At 71.3% G+C, this 24,453-nt stretch carries 24 protein-coding genes; 14 read left to right on the top strand and 10 right to left on the bottom strand.

Features of this window, described 5'->3' with window-relative positions:
* Nucleotides 1-24: 24 nt before the first annotated feature.
* Both P2F65_RS17800 and P2F65_RS17795 read left to right on the top strand, forming a co-directional pair.
* A complete protein-coding gene (locus tag P2F65_RS17800; RefSeq protein WP_275811010.1) occupies nucleotides 25-618 on the top strand; it encodes a DUF4126 domain-containing protein in 594 nt (197 codons plus the stop codon).
* A 67-nt stretch (nucleotides 619-685) separates the two neighbouring features.
* On the top strand, nucleotides 686-1,486 hold the full coding sequence (locus P2F65_RS17795; RefSeq protein WP_275811007.1) for a CPBP family intramembrane glutamic endopeptidase: 801 nt from the start codon (nucleotides 686-688) through the stop codon (nucleotides 1,484-1,486).
* A 10-nt stretch (nucleotides 1,487-1,496) separates the two neighbouring features.
* Here P2F65_RS17795 and rsmI read toward each other — a convergent pair whose 3' ends face one another.
* Nucleotides 1,497-2,333: a 16S rRNA (cytidine(1402)-2'-O)-methyltransferase gene (gene rsmI / locus P2F65_RS17790; protein ID WP_275811004.1), complete on the bottom strand. Its 837-nt coding sequence runs from the start codon at nucleotides 2,331-2,333 to the stop codon at nucleotides 1,497-1,499.
* 44 nt (nucleotides 2,334-2,377) lie between these two features.
* Here rsmI and P2F65_RS17785 point away from each other — a divergent pair, with 44 nt between their 5' ends.
* Together P2F65_RS17785 and P2F65_RS17780 are read left to right on the top strand one after the other, a co-directional pair.
* The gene (locus P2F65_RS17785; RefSeq protein WP_275811002.1) at nucleotides 2,378-3,940 is read left to right on the top strand and encodes a phospholipid carrier-dependent glycosyltransferase; all 1,563 of its coding nucleotides are present in this window, start codon (nucleotides 2,378-2,380) and stop codon (nucleotides 3,938-3,940) included.
* A gap of 418 nt (nucleotides 3,941-4,358) precedes the next feature.
* Nucleotides 4,359-5,063 (top strand): hypothetical protein, encoded by a 705-nt coding sequence (locus P2F65_RS17780; protein WP_275810999.1) that lies wholly within the window; start codon nucleotides 4,359-4,361, stop codon nucleotides 5,061-5,063.
* Between the two features lie 77 nt (nucleotides 5,064-5,140).
* On the opposite strand, the gene P2F65_RS17775 is transcribed toward P2F65_RS17780, so the two are convergent.
* Nucleotides 5,141-5,881 carry a hypothetical protein gene (locus tag P2F65_RS17775; protein ID WP_275810996.1) on the bottom strand — a complete coding sequence of 247 codons (741 nt, stop codon included), beginning with the start codon at nucleotides 5,879-5,881 and terminating at the stop codon, nucleotides 5,141-5,143.
* 331 nt (nucleotides 5,882-6,212) lie between these two features.
* Between P2F65_RS17775 and P2F65_RS17770 the strand changes: the two genes are divergently transcribed.
* The 6 genes from P2F65_RS17770 to P2F65_RS17745 all read left to right on the top strand — a co-directional run bounded on the left by P2F65_RS17770 (nucleotide 6,213) and on the right by P2F65_RS17745 (nucleotide 11,374).
* Nucleotides 6,213-6,521 (top strand): metal-sensitive transcriptional regulator, encoded by a 309-nt coding sequence (locus tag P2F65_RS17770; RefSeq protein WP_275810993.1) that lies wholly within the window; start codon nucleotides 6,213-6,215, stop codon nucleotides 6,519-6,521.
* A gap of 127 nt (nucleotides 6,522-6,648) precedes the next feature.
* Nucleotides 6,649-6,864 (top strand): heavy-metal-associated domain-containing protein, encoded by a 216-nt coding sequence (locus P2F65_RS17765; RefSeq protein ID WP_275810990.1) that lies wholly within the window; start codon nucleotides 6,649-6,651, stop codon nucleotides 6,862-6,864.
* A gap of 40 nt (nucleotides 6,865-6,904) precedes the next feature.
* Nucleotides 6,905-9,181 (top strand): heavy metal translocating P-type ATPase, encoded by a 2,277-nt coding sequence (locus P2F65_RS17760; protein WP_275810987.1) that lies wholly within the window; start codon nucleotides 6,905-6,907, stop codon nucleotides 9,179-9,181.
* Nucleotides 9,182-9,193: 12 nt separating this feature from the next.
* On the top strand, nucleotides 9,194-9,364 hold the full coding sequence (locus P2F65_RS17755) for a hypothetical protein (RefSeq protein ID WP_275810984.1): 171 nt from the start codon (nucleotides 9,194-9,196) through the stop codon (nucleotides 9,362-9,364).
* 44 nt (nucleotides 9,365-9,408) lie between these two features.
* Nucleotides 9,409-10,716, top strand: a complete 1,308-nt coding sequence (locus P2F65_RS17750) for an MFS transporter (RefSeq protein WP_275810981.1) — start codon at nucleotides 9,409-9,411, stop codon at nucleotides 10,714-10,716.
* Nucleotides 10,709-11,374 carry a metalloregulator ArsR/SmtB family transcription factor gene (locus P2F65_RS17745; protein WP_275810978.1) on the top strand — a complete coding sequence of 222 codons (666 nt, stop codon included), beginning with the start codon at nucleotides 10,709-10,711 and terminating at the stop codon, nucleotides 11,372-11,374. The genes P2F65_RS17750 and P2F65_RS17745 overlap by 8 nt, the downstream gene beginning before the upstream one ends.
* A 34-nt stretch (nucleotides 11,375-11,408) precedes the next feature.
* Here the strand turns inward: P2F65_RS17745 and P2F65_RS17740 are convergent, their stop codons facing one another.
* Entirely contained in the window at nucleotides 11,409-12,347 is a 939-nt protein-coding gene (locus tag P2F65_RS17740; RefSeq protein ID WP_275810975.1) for a cation diffusion facilitator family transporter, read from the bottom strand.
* Between the two features lie 180 nt (nucleotides 12,348-12,527).
* Between P2F65_RS17740 and P2F65_RS17735 the strand changes: the two genes are divergently transcribed.
* On the top strand, nucleotides 12,528-12,791 hold the full coding sequence (locus tag P2F65_RS17735; RefSeq protein WP_275810972.1) for a hypothetical protein: 264 nt from the start codon (nucleotides 12,528-12,530) through the stop codon (nucleotides 12,789-12,791).
* A gap of 14 nt (nucleotides 12,792-12,805) precedes the next feature.
* On the opposite strand, the gene P2F65_RS17730 is transcribed toward P2F65_RS17735, so the two are convergent.
* From P2F65_RS17730 to P2F65_RS17700, 7 genes are all read right to left on the bottom strand, one after another.
* Entirely contained in the window at nucleotides 12,806-14,014 is a 1,209-nt protein-coding gene (locus P2F65_RS17730) for a YibE/F family protein (RefSeq protein ID WP_275810969.1), read from the bottom strand.
* A 181-nt stretch (nucleotides 14,015-14,195) separates the two neighbouring features.
* Nucleotides 14,196-14,654 carry a hypothetical protein gene (locus P2F65_RS17725; protein WP_275810966.1) on the bottom strand — a complete coding sequence of 153 codons (459 nt, stop codon included), beginning with the start codon at nucleotides 14,652-14,654 and terminating at the stop codon, nucleotides 14,196-14,198.
* Nucleotides 14,655-14,676: 22 nt separating this feature from the next.
* Nucleotides 14,677-15,465, bottom strand: coding sequence for a F510_1955 family glycosylhydrolase (locus P2F65_RS17720; protein ID WP_345803716.1), 789 nt, complete (start codon nucleotides 15,463-15,465; stop codon nucleotides 14,677-14,679).
* Between the two features lie 131 nt (nucleotides 15,466-15,596).
* On the bottom strand, nucleotides 15,597-16,199 hold the full coding sequence (locus P2F65_RS17715) for a DUF305 domain-containing protein (protein WP_275810960.1): 603 nt from the start codon (nucleotides 16,197-16,199) through the stop codon (nucleotides 15,597-15,599).
* A gap of 7 nt (nucleotides 16,200-16,206) precedes the next feature.
* A complete protein-coding gene (locus tag P2F65_RS17710) occupies nucleotides 16,207-18,762 on the bottom strand; it encodes a heavy metal translocating P-type ATPase (protein WP_275810957.1) in 2,556 nt (851 codons plus the stop codon).
* An 84-nt stretch (nucleotides 18,763-18,846) separates the two neighbouring features.
* Complete coding sequence (locus tag P2F65_RS17705) at nucleotides 18,847-20,394, bottom strand: multicopper oxidase family protein (protein ID WP_275810954.1); 1,548 nt, start codon at nucleotides 20,392-20,394, stop codon at nucleotides 18,847-18,849.
* A gap of 32 nt (nucleotides 20,395-20,426) precedes the next feature.
* The gene (locus P2F65_RS17700) at nucleotides 20,427-20,672 is read right to left on the bottom strand and encodes an SHOCT domain-containing protein (protein WP_275810951.1); all 246 of its coding nucleotides are present in this window, start codon (nucleotides 20,670-20,672) and stop codon (nucleotides 20,427-20,429) included.
* 138 nt (nucleotides 20,673-20,810) lie between these two features.
* On the opposite strand from P2F65_RS17700, the gene P2F65_RS17695 reads away from it, so the two are divergent.
* The 3 genes from P2F65_RS17695 to P2F65_RS17685 all read left to right on the top strand — a co-directional run bounded on the left by P2F65_RS17695 (nucleotide 20,811) and on the right by P2F65_RS17685 (nucleotide 24,318).
* Nucleotides 20,811-21,584, top strand: a complete 774-nt coding sequence (locus P2F65_RS17695) for a response regulator transcription factor (RefSeq protein WP_275810948.1) — start codon at nucleotides 20,811-20,813, stop codon at nucleotides 21,582-21,584.
* Nucleotides 21,581-22,711, top strand: a complete 1,131-nt coding sequence (locus tag P2F65_RS17690; RefSeq protein ID WP_275810945.1) for a HAMP domain-containing sensor histidine kinase — start codon at nucleotides 21,581-21,583, stop codon at nucleotides 22,709-22,711. The genes P2F65_RS17695 and P2F65_RS17690 overlap by 4 nt, the downstream gene beginning before the upstream one ends.
* A 212-nt stretch (nucleotides 22,712-22,923) precedes the next feature.
* Nucleotides 22,924-24,318, top strand: coding sequence for a threonine/serine exporter family protein (locus P2F65_RS17685; protein ID WP_275810942.1), 1,395 nt, complete (start codon nucleotides 22,924-22,926; stop codon nucleotides 24,316-24,318).
* The last annotated feature ends 135 nt before the right edge of the window (nucleotides 24,319-24,453 follow it).

The following is a 24,453-nucleotide window of genomic DNA, read 5'->3' as shown; positions in this document are numbered from 1 at the left end:
GTCCTCGTGCGCCACACTCGTCGTGTGATCGAAGCCCTCACGGGAATGGGGCTGTCCGCAGCCGCGGGCCTGAACGCCTACATCCCCTTCCTCATCGTCGCGCTGGTGGCGCGGTTCACCGACCTCATCACCCTGCCGGCCTCCTACGCGTGGATCGAGAGCGGGTGGGCGATCGGCATCGGCGCCGTTCTGCTGCTCAGCGAGGTCGTGCTCGACAAGATTCCCGCGGTCGACACGGTCAACGACGCGGTGCAGACGTTCATCCGCCCGGCCATGGGCGGCCTGATGTTCGCCGCCACCTCGGCGGCGGCCGAGATCGACAGCTCGACCTGGATGGCCGAGCACCCCTGGGTCGGCATCGTGCTCGGCGTGGTGGTTTCCGGGCTCGTGCACACCGGCAAGGTCGCGGCCCGTCCAGTGGTCAACATGGGCACGGGTGGCCTCGGCGCGCCGGTGGTCTCCACCGCCGAGGACGGCGCCTCGGTGGGCCTGAGCCTGGCCGCGCTGTTCGCCCCCATCCTGTGCCTCATCGGCCTGGTCCTGCTGGCCTGGGCCCTCATCGCCGGCAGCCTCAGGGTGCGCCGGTGGCGCAGGCGCCGCGGAGGGGTGCCTGTCTGACCCGCCACCGAGCCCGCACGGCGGTGGGCGGCACCGGCACGCGGCCACGCGGCATACGCTGGCGCCCATGAGCTCCGGGGAGGCCACCGCCAGCGCGGCCGAGTCAGTGCCAGCGGAGTCGCTGAGCCGCCGCCAGGTGCTCACGGAGACCTGGCTCGTGCTGGGCGTCAGCCTGGGCGCCTCGGCCGTGTGGTCGGTGCTCAGCATCATCCGCAAGGTGACTGCCGAGGCCGCGCTGAACCAGCAGACCACGGCGATGAACTCGTCGGTCACCCCCGACCGGCCGTGGCTCGACCTGGCCTACCAGCTGGCCGGGATCGGCCTGGCCCTCGTGCCCGTCCTCCTGGCCCTGCACCTGCTGCGCCGGTCCGACCCCGACGCCCACCACGCCATCGGGGCCGACCTGCGCCGGCCCGGCCAGGACCTGCTGCGGGGCCTGCTGCTCACCGCAGCGGTGGGACTGCCCGGCCTGGCCCTCTACGCCGGCGCCCGGTCGCTCGGGCTGAACACCACCGTCGCTGCCGCCAACCTGGGCGAGCAGTGGTGGACCCTGCCGGTCCTCGTGCTGGCCGCCGCCCAGAACGCGGTGCTGGAGGAGGTCGTGATGGTCGGCTACCTCTTCACGCGCTGGCGCCAGGTCGGTTGGTCGGCGCCGCTGGTCGTGGGGCTCTCGGCGCTGATCCGCGGGACCTACCACCTCTACCAAGGCTTCGGCGCCTTCGTGGGCAACATCGCGATGGGGCTGCTGTTCGGCTGGGTCTACACGCGCACCCGCCGGGTCGGCCCCCTGGTGGTGGCGCACACCCTGCTCGACGTGGTCGCCTTCGTCGGCTACACGCTGCTGCGCGACCGCCTCTCCTGGCTCTGAGCCGCTCCTGCTACCGGGCGGCGAGGGCCGCGTCGTAGAGAGCCTTCTTCGACAGGCCGGTCTGCGCCGCCACGTCGGCGCACACGTCCTTGAGGCGCTCGCCCGCCGCGACCCGCTCCTGTATGCCGGGCAGCGCCTCCTCGACGGACGTCGTACGCCCGGGCGCCCCGGCGACCACGACCGTGATCTCGCCCTTGACGCCCTCGGCCGCCCAGTCGGCCAGCTCGGCGAGGCCTCCGCGCCGGACCTCCTCGTAGGTCTTGGTCAGCTCGCGGCACACCGCTGCCGGCCGTTCCGACCCGAAGGCCTCCGCCATGGCGCGCAACGACGCCTCGATGCGGTGTGGGGCCTCGAAGAAGACCATGGTGCGGCGCTCGTCCGCGAGCGCCTCGAGGGCGCGGGACCGCTCGCCGCCCTTGCGGGAGAGGAAGCCCTCGAAGCAGAACCGGTCGACCGGCAGGCCGGAGACCGCGAGCGCCATGAGCACCGCGCTCGGGCCGGGCACACAGGTGACGTGGACGCCGGCGTCGACGGCGGCAGCAACCAGGCGGTACCCCGGGTCCGACACCGACGGCATACCGGCGTCGGTCACGACGACCACCCGCTCGCCGGCCCGCAGGCGCTCGACCAGCTCCGGGGTGCGGCTCGCCTCGTTGTGCTCGTGGTAGCTGACGACCGAACCCCCGGGCGCGACGCCGAGGTCGGAACACAGGCGCTTGAGGCGGCGGGTGTCCTCGGCCGCGACCACGTCAGCGCTGGCGATCTCCTGCCCCAGCCGGGGCGCCGCGTCACGCGGGTCCCCTATCGGGGTGGCGGCGAGGACGAGGACACCGGTGCTGGCGGTCACCGGCTGATCCTCTCAGGTGGGGGCACCCCTCTACGATGGCGCCCATGACGCGCACCGAGCAGCTGCGATCCCGCCTGCTCGGATACCGGCCCACCGACGTGTTCTGGGGCTGGGCGGGCCCGCTGGCCCTGGCGCTGGTCGGCGGCCTCATGCGCTTCTGGTCGCTCGGCCGCCCCGACCAGCTCGTCTTCGACGAGACCTACTACGTCAAGCAGGGCGTCTCGATGCTGCGCCACGGCGTCGAGATGCGGGTGCCCGACTCGCTGAAGAAGCCCGACGAGCTCTTCACCAACGGGACGCCCGACGTGTTCGGCACCGAAGGTGACCTGGTGGTGCACCCTCCCGTGGGCAAGTGGGTCATCGCGGGCGGCGAGTGGCTCTTCGGGCAGACCTCGTCCTTCGGCTGGCGCTTCTCCGTGGCCCTGCTGGGCACCCTGTCGATCCTCATGATCGGGCGGGCGGCGCGGCGGATGTTCGGCTCGACCCTGCTCGGCACCGTCGCGGCCTTCCTGCTCGCGTTCGAGGGGCACCACTTCGTGCACTCGCGCACCGGGCTGCTCGACATCATCGTGATGTTCTGGGCGCTGGCGGCGTTCTGCGCGCTGCTCATCGACCGCGACCGGTCGCGGGCCCTGCTCGCCGAGCGTGTGGCGGCCCGCTCCCCGGCCGGACTGCCGTCACGTCTGGGCTGGGGCCCGTGGCTCGGCGCGCGCCCGTGGCGCTGGGTGGCGGGCGCCTGCCTCGGGCTCGCCGCCGGCACGAAGTGGTCGGGGCTGTTCTTCCTCGTGGCCTTCGGGCTCATGACCGTCTGGTGGGACATGGGCGCCCGCCGTGCGGCCGGGGTGCGGCACTGGTTCTGGGCGACCATCGTCAAGGACGGCCTGTTCGCCGCGCTCGCCCTGGTGGGTGCGACGCTGGCCACCTACCTGGTCTCCTGGGTCGGCTGGTTCCGCTCGACCGCCGGCTACGACCGCCAGTGGGCGGCGGAGAACCCGCGTTGGGGGTGGAGCTGGGTGCCCGACCCGCTGCTGTCCCTGTGGAAGTACCACCAGGAGATCTACACCTTCCACGTCGGGCTGACCTCCGACCACCCCTACAAGACCAACCCGTGGTCGTGGATGGTCCAGGGGCGTCCGACCTCCTTCTTCTACGAGGGCCCGAAGAAGGGCCAGGACGGCTGCGCGGTCGAGCAGTGCTCCAAGGCGATCACCTCCATCGGCACGGTCTCCATCTGGTGGCTGGGCGCGATCGCGGTCTTCGTGCTCCTCTACCACTGGCTGCTGCGCCGGGACTGGCGCGCCGGCGCCGTGCTCGCGGGCCTGGCCGGCGGCTACCTGCCCTGGTTCAACTACCAGCACCGCACGATCTACTCGTTCTACTCGATCGCCTTCGAGCCCTGGGTGGTGCTGGGCGTGGTGTTCGTGCTCGGCCTGGTGCTCGGGAGGCGTGGCGCATCGTGGCGGCGGCGCCAGTGGGGCCTGTATGCCGTCGGCGGCTACCTGCTGCTGACCCTCGCCCTGTTCGCGTGGTTCTGGCCCATCTACACCGCGCAGGTGATCCCGCAGCCGCAGTGGTCGGACCGCATGTGGTTCCCCAGCTGGATCTGAGCCAGCGCGGGGCTGCGCCTCATACAAAGGGATGAGGCCCCGCTAGGGCCTTCGTCCACACATGGCGACCGCCGTCCCCCGCCACCCCCGCGCCCGCGGGCTCCAGCGCTTCGGGAGCATCCAGACATAGGCGGGCAGACCGATCCGCGGCACTGCTGCCCAACACGTCGAGTCAGGCCCCTTTGCCATCGTTTGCCTCTTCATGACTGATCCTTGGCGCTCTCTTTACTATCTCTTGACGTTTCCACCAGCCACTCGCAGACTCTCGTCCACTGGCTTCGGAAACGCCCGATGCCACACGATTCAGCGATATCGGGGACAGCAAGCAGGGGGATCGTCCGGTCGGGGCACATCGTGCGCGCGACCGTGGGGGAACTCGTCGGCACCACCTCGGATCGCCAGAGCGAGAGGCACCCCGATGAAGACACGCGTCATGGCCGCCGCCGGGACCCTGGGTCTCGTCGTCGCACTGTTCCCCCTGGCGACCGCGACCGCCGCACCCGGAGACCTGATGGTCTGCCACAACGGCAGCCTCGTCCCGTCCGGCAACAGCAACGGCCATGAGAACCACCCGGGCGACCTGATCGAGGGCCGCGACGGCACCGCAGAGCAGATCCGTGCAGCCTGCGGAGGCTCCTCCACCCCGACCACGAGCACCACGACGACCACGAGCACGTCCACCGCGACATCGACGGTGACCGAGACGGTCACCAGCACCGTCACGGTGCCCGGGCCGACGGTCACGGAGCCGGGGCAGACCGTGACCCTGCCCGGCCAGACGGTGACGCTGCCGCGTGAGACCGTCACCGTCGCAGGCCAGACTGTCACGCTGCCCGCACAGACGGTGACGCTGCCCGGCGAGACGGTGACCCTGGCCGGGAAGACCAGCACGGTCACCAAGACCGTGCCGGGACCGGTCAGCACGGTCACGGTCACCGGCACCGCCACCACCGGCACCGGCGCGGGCGCGGGCGTCGCGGCAACCGAGGACGGGCCGTCGAAGAGCCTTGCCTACACCGGTTCGAGCGCCTGGGAGCCCGTCGGCCTCGGCGCTGGGCTGCTCCTGGCCGGCCTGCTGCTGCTCCTCGGCCGTCGCAGCCTCACCGTGGAGCGCCGCCACTGACGTCGACGCCGCGACAGCGAAGGACATCACAGGAGGAGCCGGGCGACATCGCCCGGCCCCTCCCGTGATGCGGCGGGTCAGCGCCCGACCGCGGAGACCGCGCCGCCCCGTTCTCGCCCTCCCGTCACGAGGACACCGACAGCGAAGACGAGGACGACCACCAGGAACGCGAGGCTGAGCAGGTCCTGCAGCTCGCTCGCGAGTCCGCTGTAGCCCACGTCCACCCCCATGGCCGTGGAGACCACGCCGGCGAGCAGGGCGGTCCAGCCCAGCCAGCCGGGCACCCGCCGGCTGGCGAGAAGCGCCGCACCGAGGAGCAGCAACGCCCCGCCCATCAGGAGGCGGAAGTAGCTCTGGAAGCCCCATTCGAGCCAGCGGACCGTCTCGGCGCTGGCCAGCCGGATCGGTTTCTCCGTTCCGGTCGCGCTGTACCAGGCGTCGACCGCCTGCTTGAGACCGACGCCGTCGAGGCCCTGCAGCAGCGCCCAGGTCGCGGCCGTGGCCACGGTCAGCGCAGCTGCGAAGTGTGACAGCAGGTTCGGCCACCCAGCGGTGCGCGTCGCGAGGGCGAGGACCAGCAGCCCAGCCAGGGCCAGCAGGACGCCCACGAACTGGCCCAGGTGCACCGTGACCCAGCTGTCGCTCGTCGCGTACGCGGTGAAGATCACCGGGTGGTTGTCCTCATCCCCCGCCGGGTGGAAGCGCGTCGAGACGGCGTTGACCAGGAAGCCCGCGACCAGCAGCGCGCCGGCGAGCCCCACATCGCGCCGACCCGTGCCGACCGACTCCGTGTTTCGTTCAATGGTTTTCGAGCTCATGGGAACCAGTCCTCTCGGTTCCGTCGGCCTGCCCTTGTCTTGTCCGGCAGCGGCCTCCTGCTCGCACGTGGGCACCCGGGCGCCACCGGCTGTGAGGGTCCGGCTGCCCGACGGATGGGGCGACTCGTCCTGGGGGCGCTGCCCGCCGTCGGGTGGCCGGCCATGATCAGCGTGCGCCTCGAGGCTAGGCAGTCCGACGACGAGTGGCCTCATCCGTGACGGGTGAGGCCTCACCGCACCCCACTCGCCTCCGCAGGCTGACGACCTCCCCACCCGCGGGCGGAATAAACCCCATAGGGGTATGGTTGCGGCGTCTGAAGGAGGCGCCACCATGACCGAGCACGAGCCGCACCCCGCCGTCATCCCGGGCTACATCGACAACAAGGACGCCCAGCTCAAGCGCCTGCGCCGCATCGAGGGCCAGGTCCGCGGGCTGCAGCGGATGGTCGACGCCGACACCTACTGCATCGACATCCTGACGCAGGTCTCCGCCGCCACCAAGGCCCTCGAGGCCGTGGCCCTCGGCCTGCTCGACGACCACCTGCGTCACTGCATGGCACACGCCGCCAGCGACCCGGTGGAGCTCGACGAGAAGGTCACCGAGGCCTCGGTGGCGATCGCGCGGCTGGTCCGGTCATGAACCACCACCACGGGAGAGGGAAGGACACGAGATGAACCAGCTGCCCATGGCAGACACCGGCGGAGGCTGCGCCTGCTGCTCCACCGCCACCACCACCAACAGCACCACCGAAACCAAGGAGAGACCTGTGAGCACCCAGACCTTCAGCGTCACCGGCATGACCTGCGGCCACTGCGTGAGCGCCGTCAGCAGCGAGCTCAAGGAGATCCCGGGCGTCACCGACGTCACCGTCGACCTCGTCGCCGGCGGCACCTCTGCGGTGACCGTGGCCAGCAACTCCCCCGTGAGCGAGTCGGACGTCGCGGCGGCCCTCGACGAGGCCGGCGACTACCAGCTCGCCTGACCAGCAGCGCGCCCCGAGAGGGGCGGGAAGGACGGCACCCATGACCACCCACGTGGAAGACGCGCAGCAGCAGAGCCGCGATGTCGAGCTCGTGATCGGGGGCATGACCTGCGCCTCGTGCGCCGCCCGCATCGAGAAGAAGCTCAACAAGATGCCGGGCGTCTCGGCCAGCGTGAACTACGCCACCGAGAAGGCCCGGGTGCACTTCTCCGCCGACGTCGCCCCCGAGGACCTCGTCGCCACTGTCGAGGCCACCGGCTACACCGCCGCCCTTCCCGCCCCGCCTTCGCAGGACCAGCCGGCCGAGGACGCCGGCCAGCGCGCCAAGGACGAGGAGGCTGCGGCCTGGCGCCAGCGACTGGTCGTCTCTGCCGTCCTCACGGTCCCGGTGCTGCTCATGTCGATGGTGCCGGCCCTGCAGTTCGACAACTGGCAGTGGTTGTCGCTGACCCTCGCCTCGCCCGTCGTCGTCTGGGGCGCCCTGCCCTTCCACCGCGCCGCCTGGACCAACCTGCGCCACGGCGCCGCCACGATGGACACGCTGATCTCGGTCGGCGTCGGCGCGGCATACCTCTGGTCGCTCTGGGCACTGTTCTTCACGCACGCCGGCACCACCGGCATGCGGATGCCGTTCGAACTGCTGCCCAGCCGCGCCGGCGGCGACGTCCACATCTACCTCGAGGTGGCCGCGGCCGTCACGACGTTCATCGTCGCGGGCCGCTACTTCGAGGCTCGCGCCAAGCGCACCTCCGGCGCCGCCCTGCGGGCGCTGCTCGACATGGGCGCCAAGGACGTCGCCGTGCTGCGTGACGGCACCGAGGTCCGTATGCCGGTGGGCCGGCTCTCCACGGGAGATCAGTTCGTGGTGCGCCCCGGAGAGAAGATCGCCACCGACGGCGTGGTCGTCAGCGGCACCTCGGCGGTCGACGCCTCGATGCTGACCGGCGAGTCGGTGCCGGTCGAGGTCGGCCCCGGCGACGCGGTCGTCGGCGCCACCGTGAACGCCGGCGGACGACTGGTCGTGGAGGCCACCCGGGTCGGGTCCGACACCCAGCTGGCCCAGATGGCGCGGCTGGTCGAGGAGGCGCAGAACGGCAAGGCCGAGGTGCAGCGCCTCGCCGACCGGGTCTCCGCCGTCTTCGTCCCCATCGTCATCGGTCTGTCTCTGGCGACGCTGGCGGCCTGGCTGCTGACGGGGCACTCGGCCACGGCGTCGTTCACCGCCGCCGTCGCCGTGCTGATCATCGCCTGCCCCTGCGCCCTCGGGCTGGCCACGCCCACCGCGCTGCTCGTCGGCACAGGTCGGGGCGCGCAGCTCGGCATCCTCATCAAGGGTCCGCAGATCCTCGAGTCCACCCGCCGGGTCGACACGGTCGTGCTCGACAAGACCGGCACCGTCACCACCGGGCAGATGAGCATGACCGATGTGCACCCCGCCGAGGGCGAGTCCGCCGAGGAGGTGCTGGCGGTCGCCGGCGCCCTGGAGGACGCCTCCGAACACCCCATCGGGCGAGCGGTCGCCGGGTACGCCCGGGGGGCCGGACACACGCTGGCCCCGGTCGAGGGCTTCGAGGGCCACGGCGGCAACGGCGTCTCCGGCGTGGTCGACGGCCGCGCGGCCATGGCCGGACGCCGGTCATGGCTGGCCGAGCAGTGGTCACTCACCGCGCCCGACAGCCTCGTCCCGCTCGCAGAGGCGGCGCAGGCGCACGGCCGCACGCCCGTGTGGGTGGCCTGGGACGGAGCCGTCCGGGCGGTCGTCGTGGTCTCCGACACCGTCAAGGAGTCGTCGGCGCAGGCCGTCGCCGAGCTGCGCGAGCTGGGCCTGCGGCCGGTGCTGCTCACGGGCGACAACGCCCGGGCGGCCTGGGCCGTGGCCGAACAGATCGAAATCTCCCCCGACGACGTCGTCGCCGAGGTGCTGCCGGCCGACAAGGTCGACGTGGTCAAGCGCCTGCAGGACGAGGGCGCCGTGGTGGCCATGGTGGGTGACGGCGTGAACGACGCCGCAGCGCTGGCGCAGGCCGACCTCGGCCTGGCCATGGGCACCGGCACCGACGTCGCGATCGAGGCCTCCGACCTGACCCTGGTCAGCGGCGACCTGCGGGCGGCGCCTGACGCGATCAGGCTGGCCCGTGCCACGCTGGGGACCATCAAGGGCAACCTGTTCTGGGCGTTCGCCTACAACGTGGCGGCCCTGCCGCTGGCGGCGCTCGGCCTGCTCAACCCGTTGATCGCGGGAGCCGCGATGGCGTTCAGCTCGGTGTTCGTCGTGAGCAACAGCCTGCGCCTGCGCCACTTCACCCCGACCCGCTGACAAGGAGGAGCCGTGCCGACGACCGCACACCTCTCCAGCCACCCGGCCACCGCTCTTCCCCGGGCCGCCGTCGACACCGGCGTCGGCAGCCTGAGCGGGTGGGTCGCCGCCCTCCTGGTGGTGATGGTGCTGGGGGCCATCGCCTGGTGGGCCACCCGGCCCTCCCGCCGCCGCAAGCCGTGACCGGCGCTCGCCGTCCTCATTCCAACCATATGTAGAATGATGGAATGAGGACGGCGAGCTCCCTGCAGCTGGGCCTTCGAGAGAACGCGGCCCAGTTCAGCCTCCTGGTCGCGGTCAACGCGCTCGTCGGCGGGATGCTCGGCCAGGAGCGCACCGTGCTCCCCCTGCTCGGCGAGCAGGAGTTCGGGCTGCGCGCCCACACGGCCGGCCTGACGTTCATCCTCGTGTTCGGCCTGGCCAAGGCCGGCACCAACTACGTCGCGGGCGCCTGGTCTGACCGCTGGGGGCGCAAGCCCGTCCTCGTGGCCGGCTGGCTCGTGGCCGTGCCGGTGCCGCTGCTGCTGATCTGGGCGCCGACGTGGGGCTGGGTCATCTTCGCCAACGTGCTCCTGGGCATCAGCCAGGGGCTGACCTGGTCGACCACCGTGGTGATGAAGATCGACCTGGTCGGCCCCGCTCGGCGCGGCCTCGCGATGGGCCTCAACGAGGCCGCCGGGTATGCCGCGGTGGCAGTCACCGCGCTGGCCACCGGATATCTCGCGCAGACCTACGGCCTGCGGCCTGCACCGTTCCTGCTGGGGGTCGCCTTCGCGGCCCTTGGCCTGGGCCTGTCGACGCTCGCGGTGCGGGAGACCCGCGAGCACGCCCGGCTCGAGGCGGCCAACCACGTCGCGCGTGCCGACGGCAGGCACGACCACCTCCACGGTGAGCTCACCGACCGGCAGGTCTTCACCCAGACCAGCTTCCGCGAGCCGGCCCTGTCCTCGGCCAGCCAGGCCGGCCTGGTCAACAACCTCAACGACGGCCTGGCGTGGGGGCTCTTCCCGATCCTCTTCGCCGGCGCCGGCCTCTCCGTGGCCAGGATCGGCATCCTCGCCGCCCTCTACCCGGCCGTGTGGGGCGCCGGGCAGCTGGTCACCGGCGCCCTGTCCGACCGGTGGGGCCGCAAGTGGCTCATCGCCTCCGGCATGTGGCTCCAGGCGGTCGCGCTCGGCCTGGTCGCCCTGGCCGACGCGTTCGCGGCCTGGGCCGTCGCCGCCGCCCTGCTCGGTGCGGGCACCGCCCTGGTCTACCCCACCCTGCTGGCCTCGATCGGTGACGTCGCCCACCCGGCCTGGCGGGCCCGCGCGGTCGGGATCTACCGGCTCTGGCGCGACGGCGGGTTCGCGGTCGGCGCGCTCCTCGCTGGCATCGTCGCCGACCTGCTCGGGGTCCGTGCAGCCGTGTGGACCGTGGCGGCCCTGACCGCCGTCTCGGGACTGGTCGTCGCGGTACGTATGTACGAGACCCATCACCGCCCGGCGCCAACAGGTGGGCCCGCGGCCGACAGGAAGGTCGTCCTCGATGGGTGAGCGACAGGCCAAGGACGCCCTGTTCGCGGAGTTCGCCGCGGTCGGGAAGGTCCTGGGCAACCCCAAGCGACTCGAGCTGCTCGACCTGCTCACGCAGGGACCCCGCAGCGTCGAGGAGCTGGCCGCCGCGGCGGAGCTCGGCATGAGCACCTGCTCGGCGCACCTGCAGACGCTGCGCGAGGCAGGCCTGGTCGCAACCCGTCGCCGGGGCAAGCGCATCTACTACTCCCTCGCTGGTGACGACGTCGCCGGCCTGTGGGCCCACCTGCGCCAGGTCGCCCAGCAGCGCCGTCCGCACACCGAGCTCGCCCGCCGCGCCTACCTCGGCCCCGACGACACCGAGGCCATCGACACCGAGGAGCTGAGGCGACGGCTCGGCGACGGCGGCACCGTGGTCCTCGACGTGCGCCCGGCCACCGAGTTCGAGTCGGCCCACCTGCCCGGTGCCGTGAGCATCCCCTTGGAGGAGCTCGCCGACCGGATCGCCGAGCTGCCGCGTGACGCCGAGATCGTCGCCTACTGCCGCGGCCGCTACTGCGTCCTGGCCCACGACGCGGTGCGCCTCCTCGCGGCCCACGGCCGGCACGCGAGGCGGGCCGACGAGGGCATCCTGGAGTGGCGCCTGGCCGGCATACCGGTGCAGGGAGGCGCCGCCTGAGGCTCGCCCGCCCGGAGCTGCGGCGACCCGGCGCTCACCAGGCCACCTCCTTGCACCCGGTGTGGGTGTCGGGCTCGACCTGCAAGGTGGCGTGCTCGACGCCGAACCTCACCTTCATCATCTGGCTGGCCTGGTCGAGCACGGCGTGCGCGTCGGCCTCCCGGTCGGTCATCAGGTGCGCGGTGGCGACATTCATGCCCGAGGTCAGGGTCCACACGTGCAGGTCGTGGACGTCGACCACCCCGGGGATGCGCTGCAGCTCACCAGCCACCTCGTCGGGGTGCATCCCACTGGGCGCGTGCTGCCCGAGCACCGCGAGCACCTCACGGCCGAGCACCACCGCGCGCACCGCGACGAAGACCGCGATGGCCAGGGCGATGCTGGTGTCCCACCACACGTCTCCGGTGACCGCGACGAGCGTGCCGGCCACGATCACACCCACCGAGCCGAGCGTGTCGGCCACCACCTCGAGGTAGGCGCCCTTGACGTTGAGGCTCTCCTGCGCGCCGCCGCGCAGCAGCAGGAGCGCGACGATGTTGACGACCAGGCCGAGGGCGCCCACGAGCAGCATCGGCCCCGCGGCGACCTCCGGGCTCGACCCGATCCGCCCGACGGCCTCGAGCGCGATGTAGGCCGAGACGCCGAGCATGAGGAGGACGGCCAGTCCCGAGGCGAAGACCTCGGCGCGGTAGGAGCCGAAGGTGCGCCGGCCCGTCGTGTCCTCACGCGTGGCGATGCGGGTCGCCACCAGGGCTGCGCCCAGCGCGACGACGTCGGCGGCCATGTGGCCGGCATCGCTGAGCAGGGCCAGCGACCCCGAGAGCAGGCCGGCGACGAGCTCCACGACGAAGAAGCCGGCCACCAGTCCGAACGCGAGGCGCAGTCGCCAGCGGTGCGTCGCCCCGGCGTGCCCGTGGCCGTGGCCCTGGCCGTGGCCGTGGCCGAGAGACGACACGGTGTCATCGGATCGCATGATCAGACGCTACGTCCCTGGGCAACCAGGAGCAGCAGGGGTGCGGGCGAGTCCGAGCACCGGCAGAACGCCCGCGCAACCCGCATGTTTCGAGTGCCAGGGGTGGGGGCCCTCGTGAACCGAGCGAACCGCGACCGTTGCGCGGTGTAACCCCGCGGCACCTCCGGCGTTGTAGGGGGCGTGACGACCACGCTGAAGGTCCTGGCGACCGCCATGGTGCTGTACCTCCTGCTCGGAGCCTGGTTCGCGGCCGGCGCGCAGCAGCATCAGCTGTGGGCCTGCCCGGCTCCCGAGGAGCCGCACGGACAGATCCTGCACGACCAGCGGCTTTCACCCGAGTGTCAGCCGACGGTGACGACGGCCGACCGGGTGGAGCAGTTCACGGCCGCCATGGTCTTCGGCATTCCGTTCACGATCATCAAGGCCGTCAATGGAGGCGACTGACGACTTGTCGGTGGCTAGGTCCTGATCCTGACTCGCGCCTGCCCGGCGTCACGGCTGGCTCGGCGAGTGACGAAGGCTGCGGCAGCCGTCGTGACCGGCACGGCGGAGATCAGGCCGATCGTCCCCACCATGCTTCGCACCAGTTCGGTGGCCACGAGCTGGTCGGACAGCACCTGTCCGATCGGGTCGTCAAGTGCCACGACGAGGACGAGCAGTGGCAGCGAGGCTCCGGCGTAGGCGAGCACGATGGTGTTGATCACCGACGCGATGTGTGCTCGTCCGACGCGGATGGCGGCTCGGTAGAGGGTCCCCGTGCTGTAGTCAGGGTTGGCCTCGGCCAGTTCCTGGACGGTGGCGGCCTGGGTGACCGTCACGTCGTCGAGGACGCCGAGGGAGCCGATGAGGATGCCCGCCAACAGCAGGCCACGCAGGTTGACGCCGTGCAGCTGGCCGACGGCGAACGAGCTGTCATCGGCAGCTCCCGCGAGCTGCATCGTCTGCACGGCCACCACGGACAGGACCCCGGTGATGAGCAGGCTGACGATGGTGCCCGCCACGGCGACGGTGGTGGTTCGACCGATGCCGTGGGTGAGGTACAGCACGACCAGCACGATGGCGGCACACCCGACGATCGCGACGGCCAGCGGCGGCTTGCCGTCGAGGATGGCCGGGATCACGAAGCCCAGGATGACGGCGAACGTGAAGGCCAGTCCCAGCAGCGCGGAGACCCCACGCCACCGCCCGAACGCCACCACGGCAAGCACGAACGCACCGACGAGCACCCACAGCTGGGTGCCCCGCAGGTGGTCGACGATGGCGTACTGCGTGCCCGGCGGGTTGCCCGCCGAGTAGGACAGCGCGACCTCGTCACCGACCGCGACGGTCGGCGCGCCGGTGCCGGTCGGGAGCGGGACCGTGACCGTGCTGCCCTCGCCGTCGCCGGTGGTCAGGCGCACCTGGGTCGTGCCGCAGGGACCCGTCGGGGCTGGTGCCCCTCCGGGACTCTCGGTCGGTCGCTGCGGACAGGGCTGTTGCGCGATGCTGGCCACCACGCCCTCGACCTGCTGGGTGCTGCCACCGGGCGCCTCGACCGAGCTGTCCGGCCAGAGCCACACCATGGCGAGCGCGACGAGGATGAGCAGCGCACCGACGCCGGCCAGGACCTTCGGCGGGGTCGGGCCGTCACCGCGACGTCTGTGGGCGTGGGCGTGCCGTCCTGCCACGTCGATGAGTCCTCTCGGCGGGGGGGTGTCCGGGTGAGTCATCCTCCCCTGCCGCCGAGTGCACCCGCAAAGCGGCCCGGGGCCTTCGGCATCCCCTGAGGTCCCCTGAAGGGCCCGGGCCAGAACTGTGCGCCGGGCATGACGTCGAAACCCACCCGATGACGTCCCCGACACAGTGATGTCATGCCGTCGCTCGACCGCGTCGTGGCCACCTGAAGCCGGCATCGACCTGCAGCTGGAGGAACGGCACGACCGCCATCTCGTCCTCACGCAGCCGGTCGTCCGGCTCCGGTGGCGCGGAGCCGGTGGCTTCCCGGACGCCCATCAACAGGTCAAGGGCAACCCCGGTGCGATCGCTGACCTGCCTGAACGTCTCACCTCCGAGGGCGGCAAAGCGCTCGTATGCCGCGGCGTCCAGGAAGGCGAACGAGATCGCCCCGCGCTTGACGGCTGCGGCCACGTGGTCGAAGGGGATCTCCGCATCCTCGAGGGACTTGGCCATCAGCGCCCGGCGCACATCACCCGGCGAGAAGCGACTCGGCTCGTCGGGGGCGACGATGCCCAGGGCCACCAGACGATCGAGGCCGGACGGCTCGATCCCGGCGCGCTCGGCCGCCTCGTCGCGGGAGTACCAGGTCACGCCGACCAGCGTACGAGCCGGCTCAGAACAGACGCTCCAACGTGACCAGCCGGTGCTCGGTGGCGGCGACGACCTCGAGGGTCTTCCCGCTGCCTGTGGCGTCGAGCGCCTGGATGTCGGAGGCTCCCGCCTTCGTGGTCTGCCACGACCTGCCGGCGTCCGTGCTCAGGTGGAGGCGACCCTCCGGCGACAGTCCTGCGACCGTCTGTCCGCCGGCCCAGTCGACGAACAGCAGGAGCGGGGCACCCTTCATCGGCGCCCAACGCCGACCGCCGTCGTCGGAGCCCATGAGCCCGTCGGCGGTGGTGGCAAGGACTCGTCGACCATCGGGCGAGATGGCGAGGCTCCTCGGTGGTGAGGCGAGGTCGCCGGTCTCCCAGGTACGGCCGTCCGTGGTGGTGCGCACGGTTCCGTCGAACCCGAGGACGCGTTCCGGGGTCGCGGCGAGGGCGTGGAAGTCCGATGAACCCCCGCGGGAGAGCACCGTCCAGGACCGGCCGCCATCACGGCTCTCGAGGAGGCCTGCCGGCTGCGGGAGGTCCACGCCAGGCCCGGGGTGGCCGGAGGCGTAGTAGTGGCCGGGCCCTGCCACCGTGAACCCCATGAGGTCGATGGTGGGGCCGACCTTGCGTGGCTCGCCCTTCCCGTAGACGTAGAGTCCCTCGTGCGTCGCCACGAGGACTTCTCCGGTGCCGGGCTCGCGGGCCACGGCGTGGACGTGAGCCGACGGCAGTGCCCGCGCAGTCGGTGTGGCTGAGGGCTTTGCGGTGGTGGCAGCCGGGGCGGAGCTCGGGTCAGGTGCCGCGGTCACGCGCGGGGACGGCACCGCAGTGGCGTCGGTCGCCACCGTCCCCCTGCTCGCACACGCCGATAGCCCCAACGAGGTCGCACAGGCCAGCGCGCTCAGGGCCAGGGCGACGGGTCGCCGTGGTCCTACGGAGCTCACTTGAGCAGGCCCTGCATGGTGGCGATCTCCTTCTTCTGCCCCTCCACGACCGCCTGGGCGAGTCCCTTGACCTCGGCGTCCTCGGTGGAGGAGAGGACGTCCTGGGCCATCGTGACGGCGCCCTGGTGGTGGGCGATCATCATCTCCAGCCAGAGCCGGTTGAACTCGGCGCCCTGTGCCGACTCCAGCGATGCCATGTCCGCCACGGACATCATGCCGCTGGTCCCGTGGTCCATCGATGCCGAGGTCGGAGCTCCCCACTCGCTAAGCCAGCTCGTCATCGTCGCGATCTCCGGGTCCTGGGCGGCCTTGATCTGCTGGGCCAGCCTCTCGACATCAGGGGATGTCGAGGAGTTCGCCAGGGCGAGGTCGGCCATCTCGATGGCCTGCCGGTGGTGGGGGATCATCATCTGCGCGAACATCACGTCGCCCGCCCGGCTGCCGGAGCTCGACTGCGCCGAGGTCGAGCCGGAGCCTCCGTGACCGTTCATCCCGCCCATGGACTGCGAGACGTCCTCGTCAGAGCCACAGGCGCCGAGGAGCAGGACGGCGACGAGGCCGGCACCGGCCAGGGTGATGGATCGCTTGGTGTTGAACACAGGTTGTTCACTCCTTCGGAGGGCGTGGTGGATCGACTCGCGAGGACCCACCCTGGATCTGACAGCTGGGCGAATTCGTAGGCGTTTGCTGAAGATTCGATGAAGATGGGCAGTTCGGTTGGGTCGCCTGCCCCGGTTGGGGGCGTCCCTGACGCGCTAACCCACGCTGCCAGCGGGCACCTGGGGGGCGCCGCTCCGCCTCGTGCGCTGCCGGAGCCGGCGGTTTGGGGAGGTTGAGCCGCTTCAGGAGCAGAGCGTTGACAGCCACGATGACGCTCGAGCCCGACATCGCCAGCGCCGCCACCTCCGGCCGCAGCACCAAGCCGAGTGACGGCTCGAAGACACCAGCCGCGATGGGCAGTGCGACGGCGTTGTAACCCACCGCCCAGCCGAGGTTCTGGCGCATCTTCCGCAGCGTGCCGCGCCCGATCCTCAGCGCGGTGGGGACATCGAGGGGATCCGAGCGCATCAGCACCACGTCAGCCGTCTCGATGGCGACGTCAGTCCCCGCGCCGATGGCGATGCCGAGGTCTGCCTGCGCAAGGGCAGGGGCGTCGTTGACGCCGTCACCGACCATGGCAACCCGCCTGCCGGCCCGCTGCAGCTCCGCGACCTTGGCGGCCTTCTCGCCGGGAAGGACCTCGGCGATGACGGTGTCGATGCCCAGCTGGCCCGCGATGCGGCGTGCAGTGGCCTCGTTGTCCCCACTGAGCATGACCACCTCGACGCCGAGCTCGTGGAGCGCCTCCACGGCCTGCGCGGAGGTCTCTCGCGCGGCATCAGCCAGGCCGATGACCCCGACACCGCGACCGTCCACGGCCACCAGCACGGCGGTGCGGCCCGAGTCTGCAAGCTCGTCGCGACGGGCCAACAGGGTGGCCATCTCGACACCCTCCTGCGCCATGAGCTTGCGGTTGCCGACCACGACCGTCCGGCCGCCCACCTCACCGACTGCCCCATGCCCTGGGACGTTGCGGAAGCGCGACGGCGCGGTGACCGCGACACCCCGCTCCGCGGCATACCGGACGATCGCACCGGCGAGCGGATGCTCGGACTCGTGCTCGACGGAGGCGATCAGTGACAGCAGCTGCGCCTCGTCGATGCCGTCGACGATGACGTCGGTCACCTCGGGCTCGCCCTTGGTCAGCGTCCCCGTCTTGTCCATCACGACGGTGTCGATGCGAGCCGACGCCTCGAGCGCAGCAGCGTTCTTGACCAGGACGCCCCGCTTCGCGCCGAGACCGGTGCCGACCATGATCGCCGTCGGAGTGGCCAGGCCCAGCGCGTCGGGGCAGGTGATCACGACCACCGTGATGGCGAACAGCAGCGCAGTCTCCACACTCGCCCCCGACCACAGCCAGACGAGGAACGTTCCGAGGCCTCCGACCAGGGCGACCAGCACGAGCCAGAAGGCGGCCCGGTCGGCGAGCCGTTGCCCGGGCGCCTTGGAGTTCTGGGCCTCCTGCACCAGGGCGACGATCTGGGCCAGCGCGGTGTCCGAGCCGACCTTCGTCGCGCGGACGCGCAGGGTGCCGGTGGTGTTGATCGACGCGCCGATGACCTCCGACCCCGGCGACTTGGCGACGGGAAGACTCTCCCCTGTGACCATCGACTCGTCGACCTCCGAGACGCCCTCCTCGACGACGCCGTCGACCGGCACCTTGCCGCCGGGCCTGATGAGCAGCAGGTCGCCGACGTGCACCTCTGCGGTGGGCACCTCCACCGGCCGGCCCTCGCGCAGGACCGTGGCCATGGGTGGGGCGAGGTCCATCAGGGCGCGGATGGCGTCGTTCGCGCCGCCGCGGGCCCGCATCTCGAACCAGTGGCCCAGGAGCACAAAGGTGGTCAGCATGGCCGCGGCCTCGTAGAAGACCTCACCGCCTCCCGTGAGGGTCACGCCCACGCTGTACAGCCAGCCCGCTGCGACGGCCACGGCGACGAGCACCATCATGTCGAGCGTGCGGTTGCGCAGGGCACGGAACGCTCCGTCGAAGAAGATCCAGGCGGAGTAGAAGACCACCGGCAGGCTGAGCAGGAGCCCGAAGACGTCGTCACGCAGGCCGAACGGTGCCGGCACGGTGAACCCGAGCATGTCCCGGCCCATCGGCGACCACAGCGTGATCCCCAGCGTCATGACGGCCGCGACGACGAACCGGTTGCGCATGTCGCGGACCATGTCGTCCATCGACATCCCCGCGTGACCGCCGTGACCCATCACCTCGTGGGCAGTGTGCTCCCCGTGCCCCGCCTCAGGCGCTGCCTGGGCATGCCGCGGGGTGGCTTCGGGCGCTGCGTGACCCTGGTGCGTGGCCAGTTCCTCCATCGGCTCGCAGACATGGTTCGGCACCGACCGACCAGCGCAGTGGTAGCCGCAGTCACGCACCCACGACGCGAGATCGTTGACCGACGTGACGCCGGGGTCGAACGTGACCGATGCCGTCTGGTTCGCCGCGTTCGCGTCCACGGCCTCCACACCCGGCCGGCGGAGCAGGCTCTTCTCGATCGCCCGCTCGCTGCTCGCCCAGTGCAGGCCGCCCACGTGCAGCACTGTGGTCTGGCTCATGTCGCCCTCATTTCCTCGTCGGGGTGCATGGCCATGTCAACAGCATACCCCCACTGGGTATTCCGACGCGGGCGGCGATCTGCCTCAGGCCTGGTAGGAGAGCGTCGTCATCATGCCCGCCTCCGCGTGGTAGATGTTGTGGCAGTGAGTCGCCCACTGGCCGGGGTTGTCGGCTTGGAGGTCGACCGCGATGCTCTGCATGGGACGGACGATGACGGTGTCCTTGCGGACGCCGGTCCCGTTCAGGGCGAAGGTGTGGCCGTGAACGTGCATCGGGTGGAACATCATCGACATGTTGCGGAACCGCAGCCGCAGTCGTTCGCCCTGGCTGACGTCGAGGGCGTCGGCATCAGGGAAGGTCTGGCCATTGATCGTCCACCGGTAGGACGCCATCGACCCGCTCAGCAGAAGGTCGTGCGTGCGCTCCACCGGTCGCCCCGCAAGCCGCGCCTGCGGAGCCACGAGGAGGTCCATCGCCGTGACGACCAGCCGGTCGAGCTCGGCAGGTCGAGCCGAAGCCGCTGGCGGCGCGCCACCTGAAGTGCGCACCACGGCGAGACCCTGCCCCTGCTTGCCCTCGGCAGCCGCGACCAGCGGGAAGACGCCGTCTTCCAGGGTGAAGCGGACGTCGTAGCGCTCGCCCATCCCCACCAGCAGCGCGTCGCCCTCGAGGGGCTGCACCGGGAAGCCGTCGGTGTGCGTGACGGTCAGCCGGTGCCCACCCAGGGCGACCCGGAAGGCGGTGTCGCTGCCGGCGTTGACGATGCGCAGACGCACCCGTTGGCCCGCCTTGCCCGACAGGCTGGCCGGCGAGGTGGGCACCCGGCCGTTCAGGAGGTAGTGCGGGTACACGACGTCGCCGGCCACGCCCAGGAGCGGAGAGGTCAGCGCCTCCCCCGCCCCGGCCATGCCCATGCCGTCCATGCCGCCCATGCCGCCCATGCCCATGGACCCGTGGCCCATGCCTCCCATCCCACCCATGCCTCCGTGCCCCATCCCGTTCGAGGCTCCACCGGCCTGGAGGTCCGCGAGGACGTCGTCGGGGGTGCGGCCGGTTCCGTCGACCCAGTCGTCGAGCACGACGACCCACTCGAGGTCGTAGTCGCCCGGCTCCGCGGGGTCGTCGACGACGAGCACGCCGTGCAGGCCCCGGTCGAGCTGGACACCGCTGTGGGGGTGGTAGAAGTACGTGCCCGGGTCGGGAGCAGTGAACTCGTACAGGAACCGCGCACCGGCACCGATGGGCTTCTGCGTCATGCCAGGCACGCCGTCCATGTCATTGCGCAGCGCGACACCGTGCCAGTGGATGCTGGTGTCCGCCGGTAGGCGGTTGTCCACGCTCACCCGCAGCAGGTCTCCGGCCGTGGCCCGGATCAGCGGACCGGGCAGGGACTCGCCGTAGGCCCAGGTGTCCACCACGACTCCGCCGAGATCGACCGTGGTCACCTTCGGCGAGAGCACCGCGTTGACCGTGCGCTGCCCTGCTGTGCGACGCGCTGCCTCCGCCCGGCGCACGCTTTCCGCCGTGGCGGCGACCGCACTCCTGGGCGTGGTGCAGGCTGAGATCCCCACCAGGGACAGCGCCCCGGCAGCGGATCCGAGCAGGAGCGAGCGACGGGTGATCGAAGGCACAGGACCTCCTGGTCGTTGTGGCGGTGGCTCCGTCAGCGGGCGGAGTGCAGGACCTGCTTGCGCTGGCGGTACTCCTCGGCGTCGATCTCTCCTCGCGCGAAGCGCTCCTCGAGGATGTGGTCGGCGCTGTCCTCTTCCCGCCGTGCCGGTCGGGACCCGCTGTCGCGGGTTCCGCGGAAGAGGGCGACGATCCCGAAGACCACGACCGCCCAGAAGGCCACCGTGGTCACCAACATCAGGAGCCATCCACCCCAGCCCATGCCGCTGTTCCACATCATGCTGCTCACCTCTTCTGGTTGTTGCCCTCACGGTGCACCGTGACCACTGGCGCGGCGGTGGAGGTTCCATGAAGGTTCGCTGTAGATGCCGCTCGCCGCGGCCTCGGATGCTCGTGGTCCGCCCCGGCGACTGACACCATGTGGGTCGTGGCCGCGACTTCCCGCTCCGCTGACCCGACACCGAGCTCAGAGCGCTCCGGCACCGCGCTGCGCAATGGCCTGCGGGCGCTGGTGGTGGAAGACGATGTCCATATGGCCTCGCTGGTCGGCACCTACCTGGAGCGGGAGGGGTTCGAGGTCGCGCTGAGCCACGATGGTCTGGACGCGGTGCAACAGGCACGCGAAGTGGACCCGGACATCGTGGTGCTCGACCTGGGGCTGCCCCGCTTGGACGGGATCGAGGTCTGCCGCCGGCTCCGGACCTTCTCCGATGCCTACGTCATCATGCTCACAGCCCGAGCCGACGAGGTCGACACGCTGGTCGGCCTCTCGGTCGGCGCCGACGACTACATGACCAAGCCCTTCAGCCCCCGTGAGCTCGTGGCACGCCTGCGGGCGATGCTGCGTCGACCGCGGCCCCTGGGTGGCGGGGGGCCGGAGACTGCCGACCTCCGTCGATTTGGAGCGCTGGCGATCGACCCGGTCGGACGGGACGTCTGGTTGGGGCAGGAGCCGGTCTCACTGACGCGCACCGAGTTCGACGTGCTCGCGGCACTCTCCGAGCGGCCGAGGATGGCGTTCTCCCGGCGCCAGCTCGTCGACGCCGTGTGGGGTGAGACCTGGGTGGGCGACGAGCATCTCGTCGACGTCCACATCGGGCACCTGCGCCGCAAGCTGGGCGATGACGCCACCGAGCCCCGGTTCATCAGGACCGTACGCGGCATCGGCTACCGAATGGGGACCGGCGAGTGAGATCGCAACCGCTGCCGACCGCGAGGGGAAGGCGGGGCAGCCTGGCGGCAAGGCTGCTCGGAGCCCAGACGCTGGTCCTCCTCGGCAGTGCGGTCACGTCGTGGCTCGTCGCCTCCGTGGTCGCCCCCGGCATCTTCCACACCCATCTCCAGCGCGCTGGAGTGGCGCACACAGCGTCCGAGTCCTTTCACGTCGAGCGTGCCTTCACCGACTCGCTCCTGATCGCCCTCGGCGTCGCCCTCGTGGCGTCGGTCCTCATGGCCTTCGGCGTCACGGCATACTTCACCCGGCGCGTGCAGCGATCCACCGCGGCTGTCGCCACGTCGGCAGCCGACATCGCCGCCGGCCATTACGGCGCCCGAGTTCCCCGTCCCGGGCTCGGATCCGAGTTCGACGTGCTCGCCACCACCATCAACGAGCTCGCCGCGCGGCTCGGCGACGTGGAGACCACCCGGCGTCGGATCCTGGCGGACCTGGCGCACGAGATGCGCACGCCGCTGGCCAGCATCGAGGCACACCTGGAAGCCGTCGAGGACGGAGTGCGCGAGCTCGACGCCGCCACCTTGGGTGTGCTGAGGGACGGCACCCAGCGACTGCGACGCCTCGCCGAGGACGTCAGCGCCGTCTCCCACGCCGAGGAGGGACGGCTCGAGTCCCGCCCGGTCCCGACATCCCCCCATGCCCTCCTGGAAGCAGCCGCCGCTGCCGCGGCAGACGCCTACGACGCCAAGGGAGTCGCCCTGGTGGTTCGCCCGGGCGGCGCCGAGGGGTCGGTCCTGGTCGACCCGCAGCGGATGGCACAGGTCCTGGGCAACCTGCTGGACAACGCCCTGCGCTACACCCCACCCAACGGCATCGTCACGCTCACCGTGAACCGACCCGACAGGCGGTGGGTCGAGCTCCAAGTGCGCGACACCGGCGAGGGCATCGACCCGGAGCACCTGCCTCACCTCTTCGAGCGCTTCTACCAGGCCGACCCGGCCCGGGCCCGCTCCCGCGGCGGTAGCGGCATCGGCCTGACGATCAGCCGGTCACTCGTCGAGGCTCACGGCGGCGGCCTGTCGGCCAGCAGTGGCGGCCCGGGGCAGGGCGCGACCTTCACGGTGCGCCTACCGGTCAGCTCCTAGCGCCGTGCCACAGGCCGCAGTACACGCTCCGGGGCACTGGTTGAGCGCGGGCTGAGGTGGGGTGCGCGGAAGGCGCAAAGCGCCTGCAGCGCGGGGCGCCATGCGGGAGTCCGGCAACCCATCACGACGCCGAGGAGGAACCTGGCCCGCCACTTCGCCTCATCCCCTCTGGACGTGTAGCCGTGGAACTCACCGGTGGCAGTCTTGAGCACATGGCTGGCGAGACGCACTCGGCAGCGGAGGAGCCGCGTCGGCCCGCCCCGCGGCCCAGGGTGCGCACGTTCGGCCAGCGCGCCTGGGAGCGTGTGGCCGAAGTGGCGGTACGGCGGATGGCGCCGCTGGCCGCCTCGCCCGTGCCCCAACCCGAGCCGGTCCCGGCTCCGCCGCCGCAGGAAGTGCTCGACCTCCTGCGCCACCTCGGCATCACCATGTCCCGGGCGGGAGAACCCGCGGACCGTGTCGCCCTGATCCTCGGCCAGGTCGCCACCGTGTACGGCGCCACCGGCCTCACGTTCTTCGTGGTGCCGACCGGAGTGTTCGTGCGCATCGACCTGGGACCGTCAAGCAGTGTGGACTTCGAGACGGGCGCCGGCACACCGCTGCGCCTGGACCAGGTGGACGCGCTCTACCGCCTGATCGACGACATCCGGCTCACGCAGGTGGACGCCAAAGGCGCCATGGCGCGCCTGCAGGCCCTGTTGACCGCCGAGCCGAGGTTCGGCGCCGTTGCCGCGATACTGGGCAGCGGTGTCCTCACCGTCGGCCTGGGGCTCATGCTGAGTCCCACGGCCACTGCGCTGCCTGCGTTCCTGTTGCTGGGCCTGCTCGTCGGGATGCTGCGGTGGTGGGCGGACCGCGAGCCGATCCTCACCCTCGTCCTGCCTGTTGTCGCCGCCATTGTCGTGACTTGGCTGGTGTTCAAGTGGCTGGCGCCCGCACTCGACGCATCAGCACTCGACATCGTCATCCCCTCGCTGGTCACCTTCCTGCCGGGCGCGGCTTTGACCATGGCGACAGTCGAGCTGTCAACGGGCGACATGCTCGCGGGATCGGCGCGCCTGGTCGGCGGCTTGGAACGCCTGCTCCTCCTGACCTTCGGCATCACCATGGGCGCGCAGCTCGCCGGGCTGACGCCGTCTACCGGCCAGGGCCGCTCGGCCCTGGGTGCCTGGGCCCCCTGGCTGGGCGTGCTCATCTTCGGGGCCGGCCAGTACGTGGCCTCCTCAGCGCCGCGGCGCACCCTCGGCTGGCTGCTGGTCGTGCTGTACACCGCCTATGGCGTGCAGGCCCTCTCGGGGCGCCTGCTGGGCTCACTGGGCGCCAGTTTCCTCGCAGCCGCAGTGGTCCTGCCGGTGTGTTACGCGATCCAGAGCCGCCGAAGTGGGCCGCCGGTGCCGGTCACCTTCCTCCCCACGTTCTGGCTGCTGGTGCCCGGAGCGCTCGGGCTCGCCGGCGTCGCGCAGATCGTGGGTGCGGACCAGGCGGCAGGGCTCGGCGACTTCCTCAACGCACTCCTGTCGATCGTCGCGATCGCCGTGGGCGTCCTCGTCGGCTCGGGGGTGTCGGAGCGGATCGGACGGTCCACGTCGACGTGGAGAGGGATCTAGCCGTGACGTCCACCCGGGACATCTCCCTGGCTGGCTTGCAGCCTGCATGCGGCCTGGAACTGTTTGGCAAGGACAGCCCGGGCCGTGTTGTCCCTCGCGACCACAGGGCCCACGACGCCTCGCTTGTCGAAAGCT

This window comes from Knoellia sp. p5-6-4 (assembly GCF_029222705.1).
In the GTDB taxonomy this organism is placed as follows: Bacteria; Actinomycetota; Actinomycetes; order Actinomycetales; family Dermatophilaceae; genus Pedococcus_A.
Note: the sequence above shows the minus strand (reverse complement) of the source record. Positions and strands in the feature narration are given on the sequence as shown.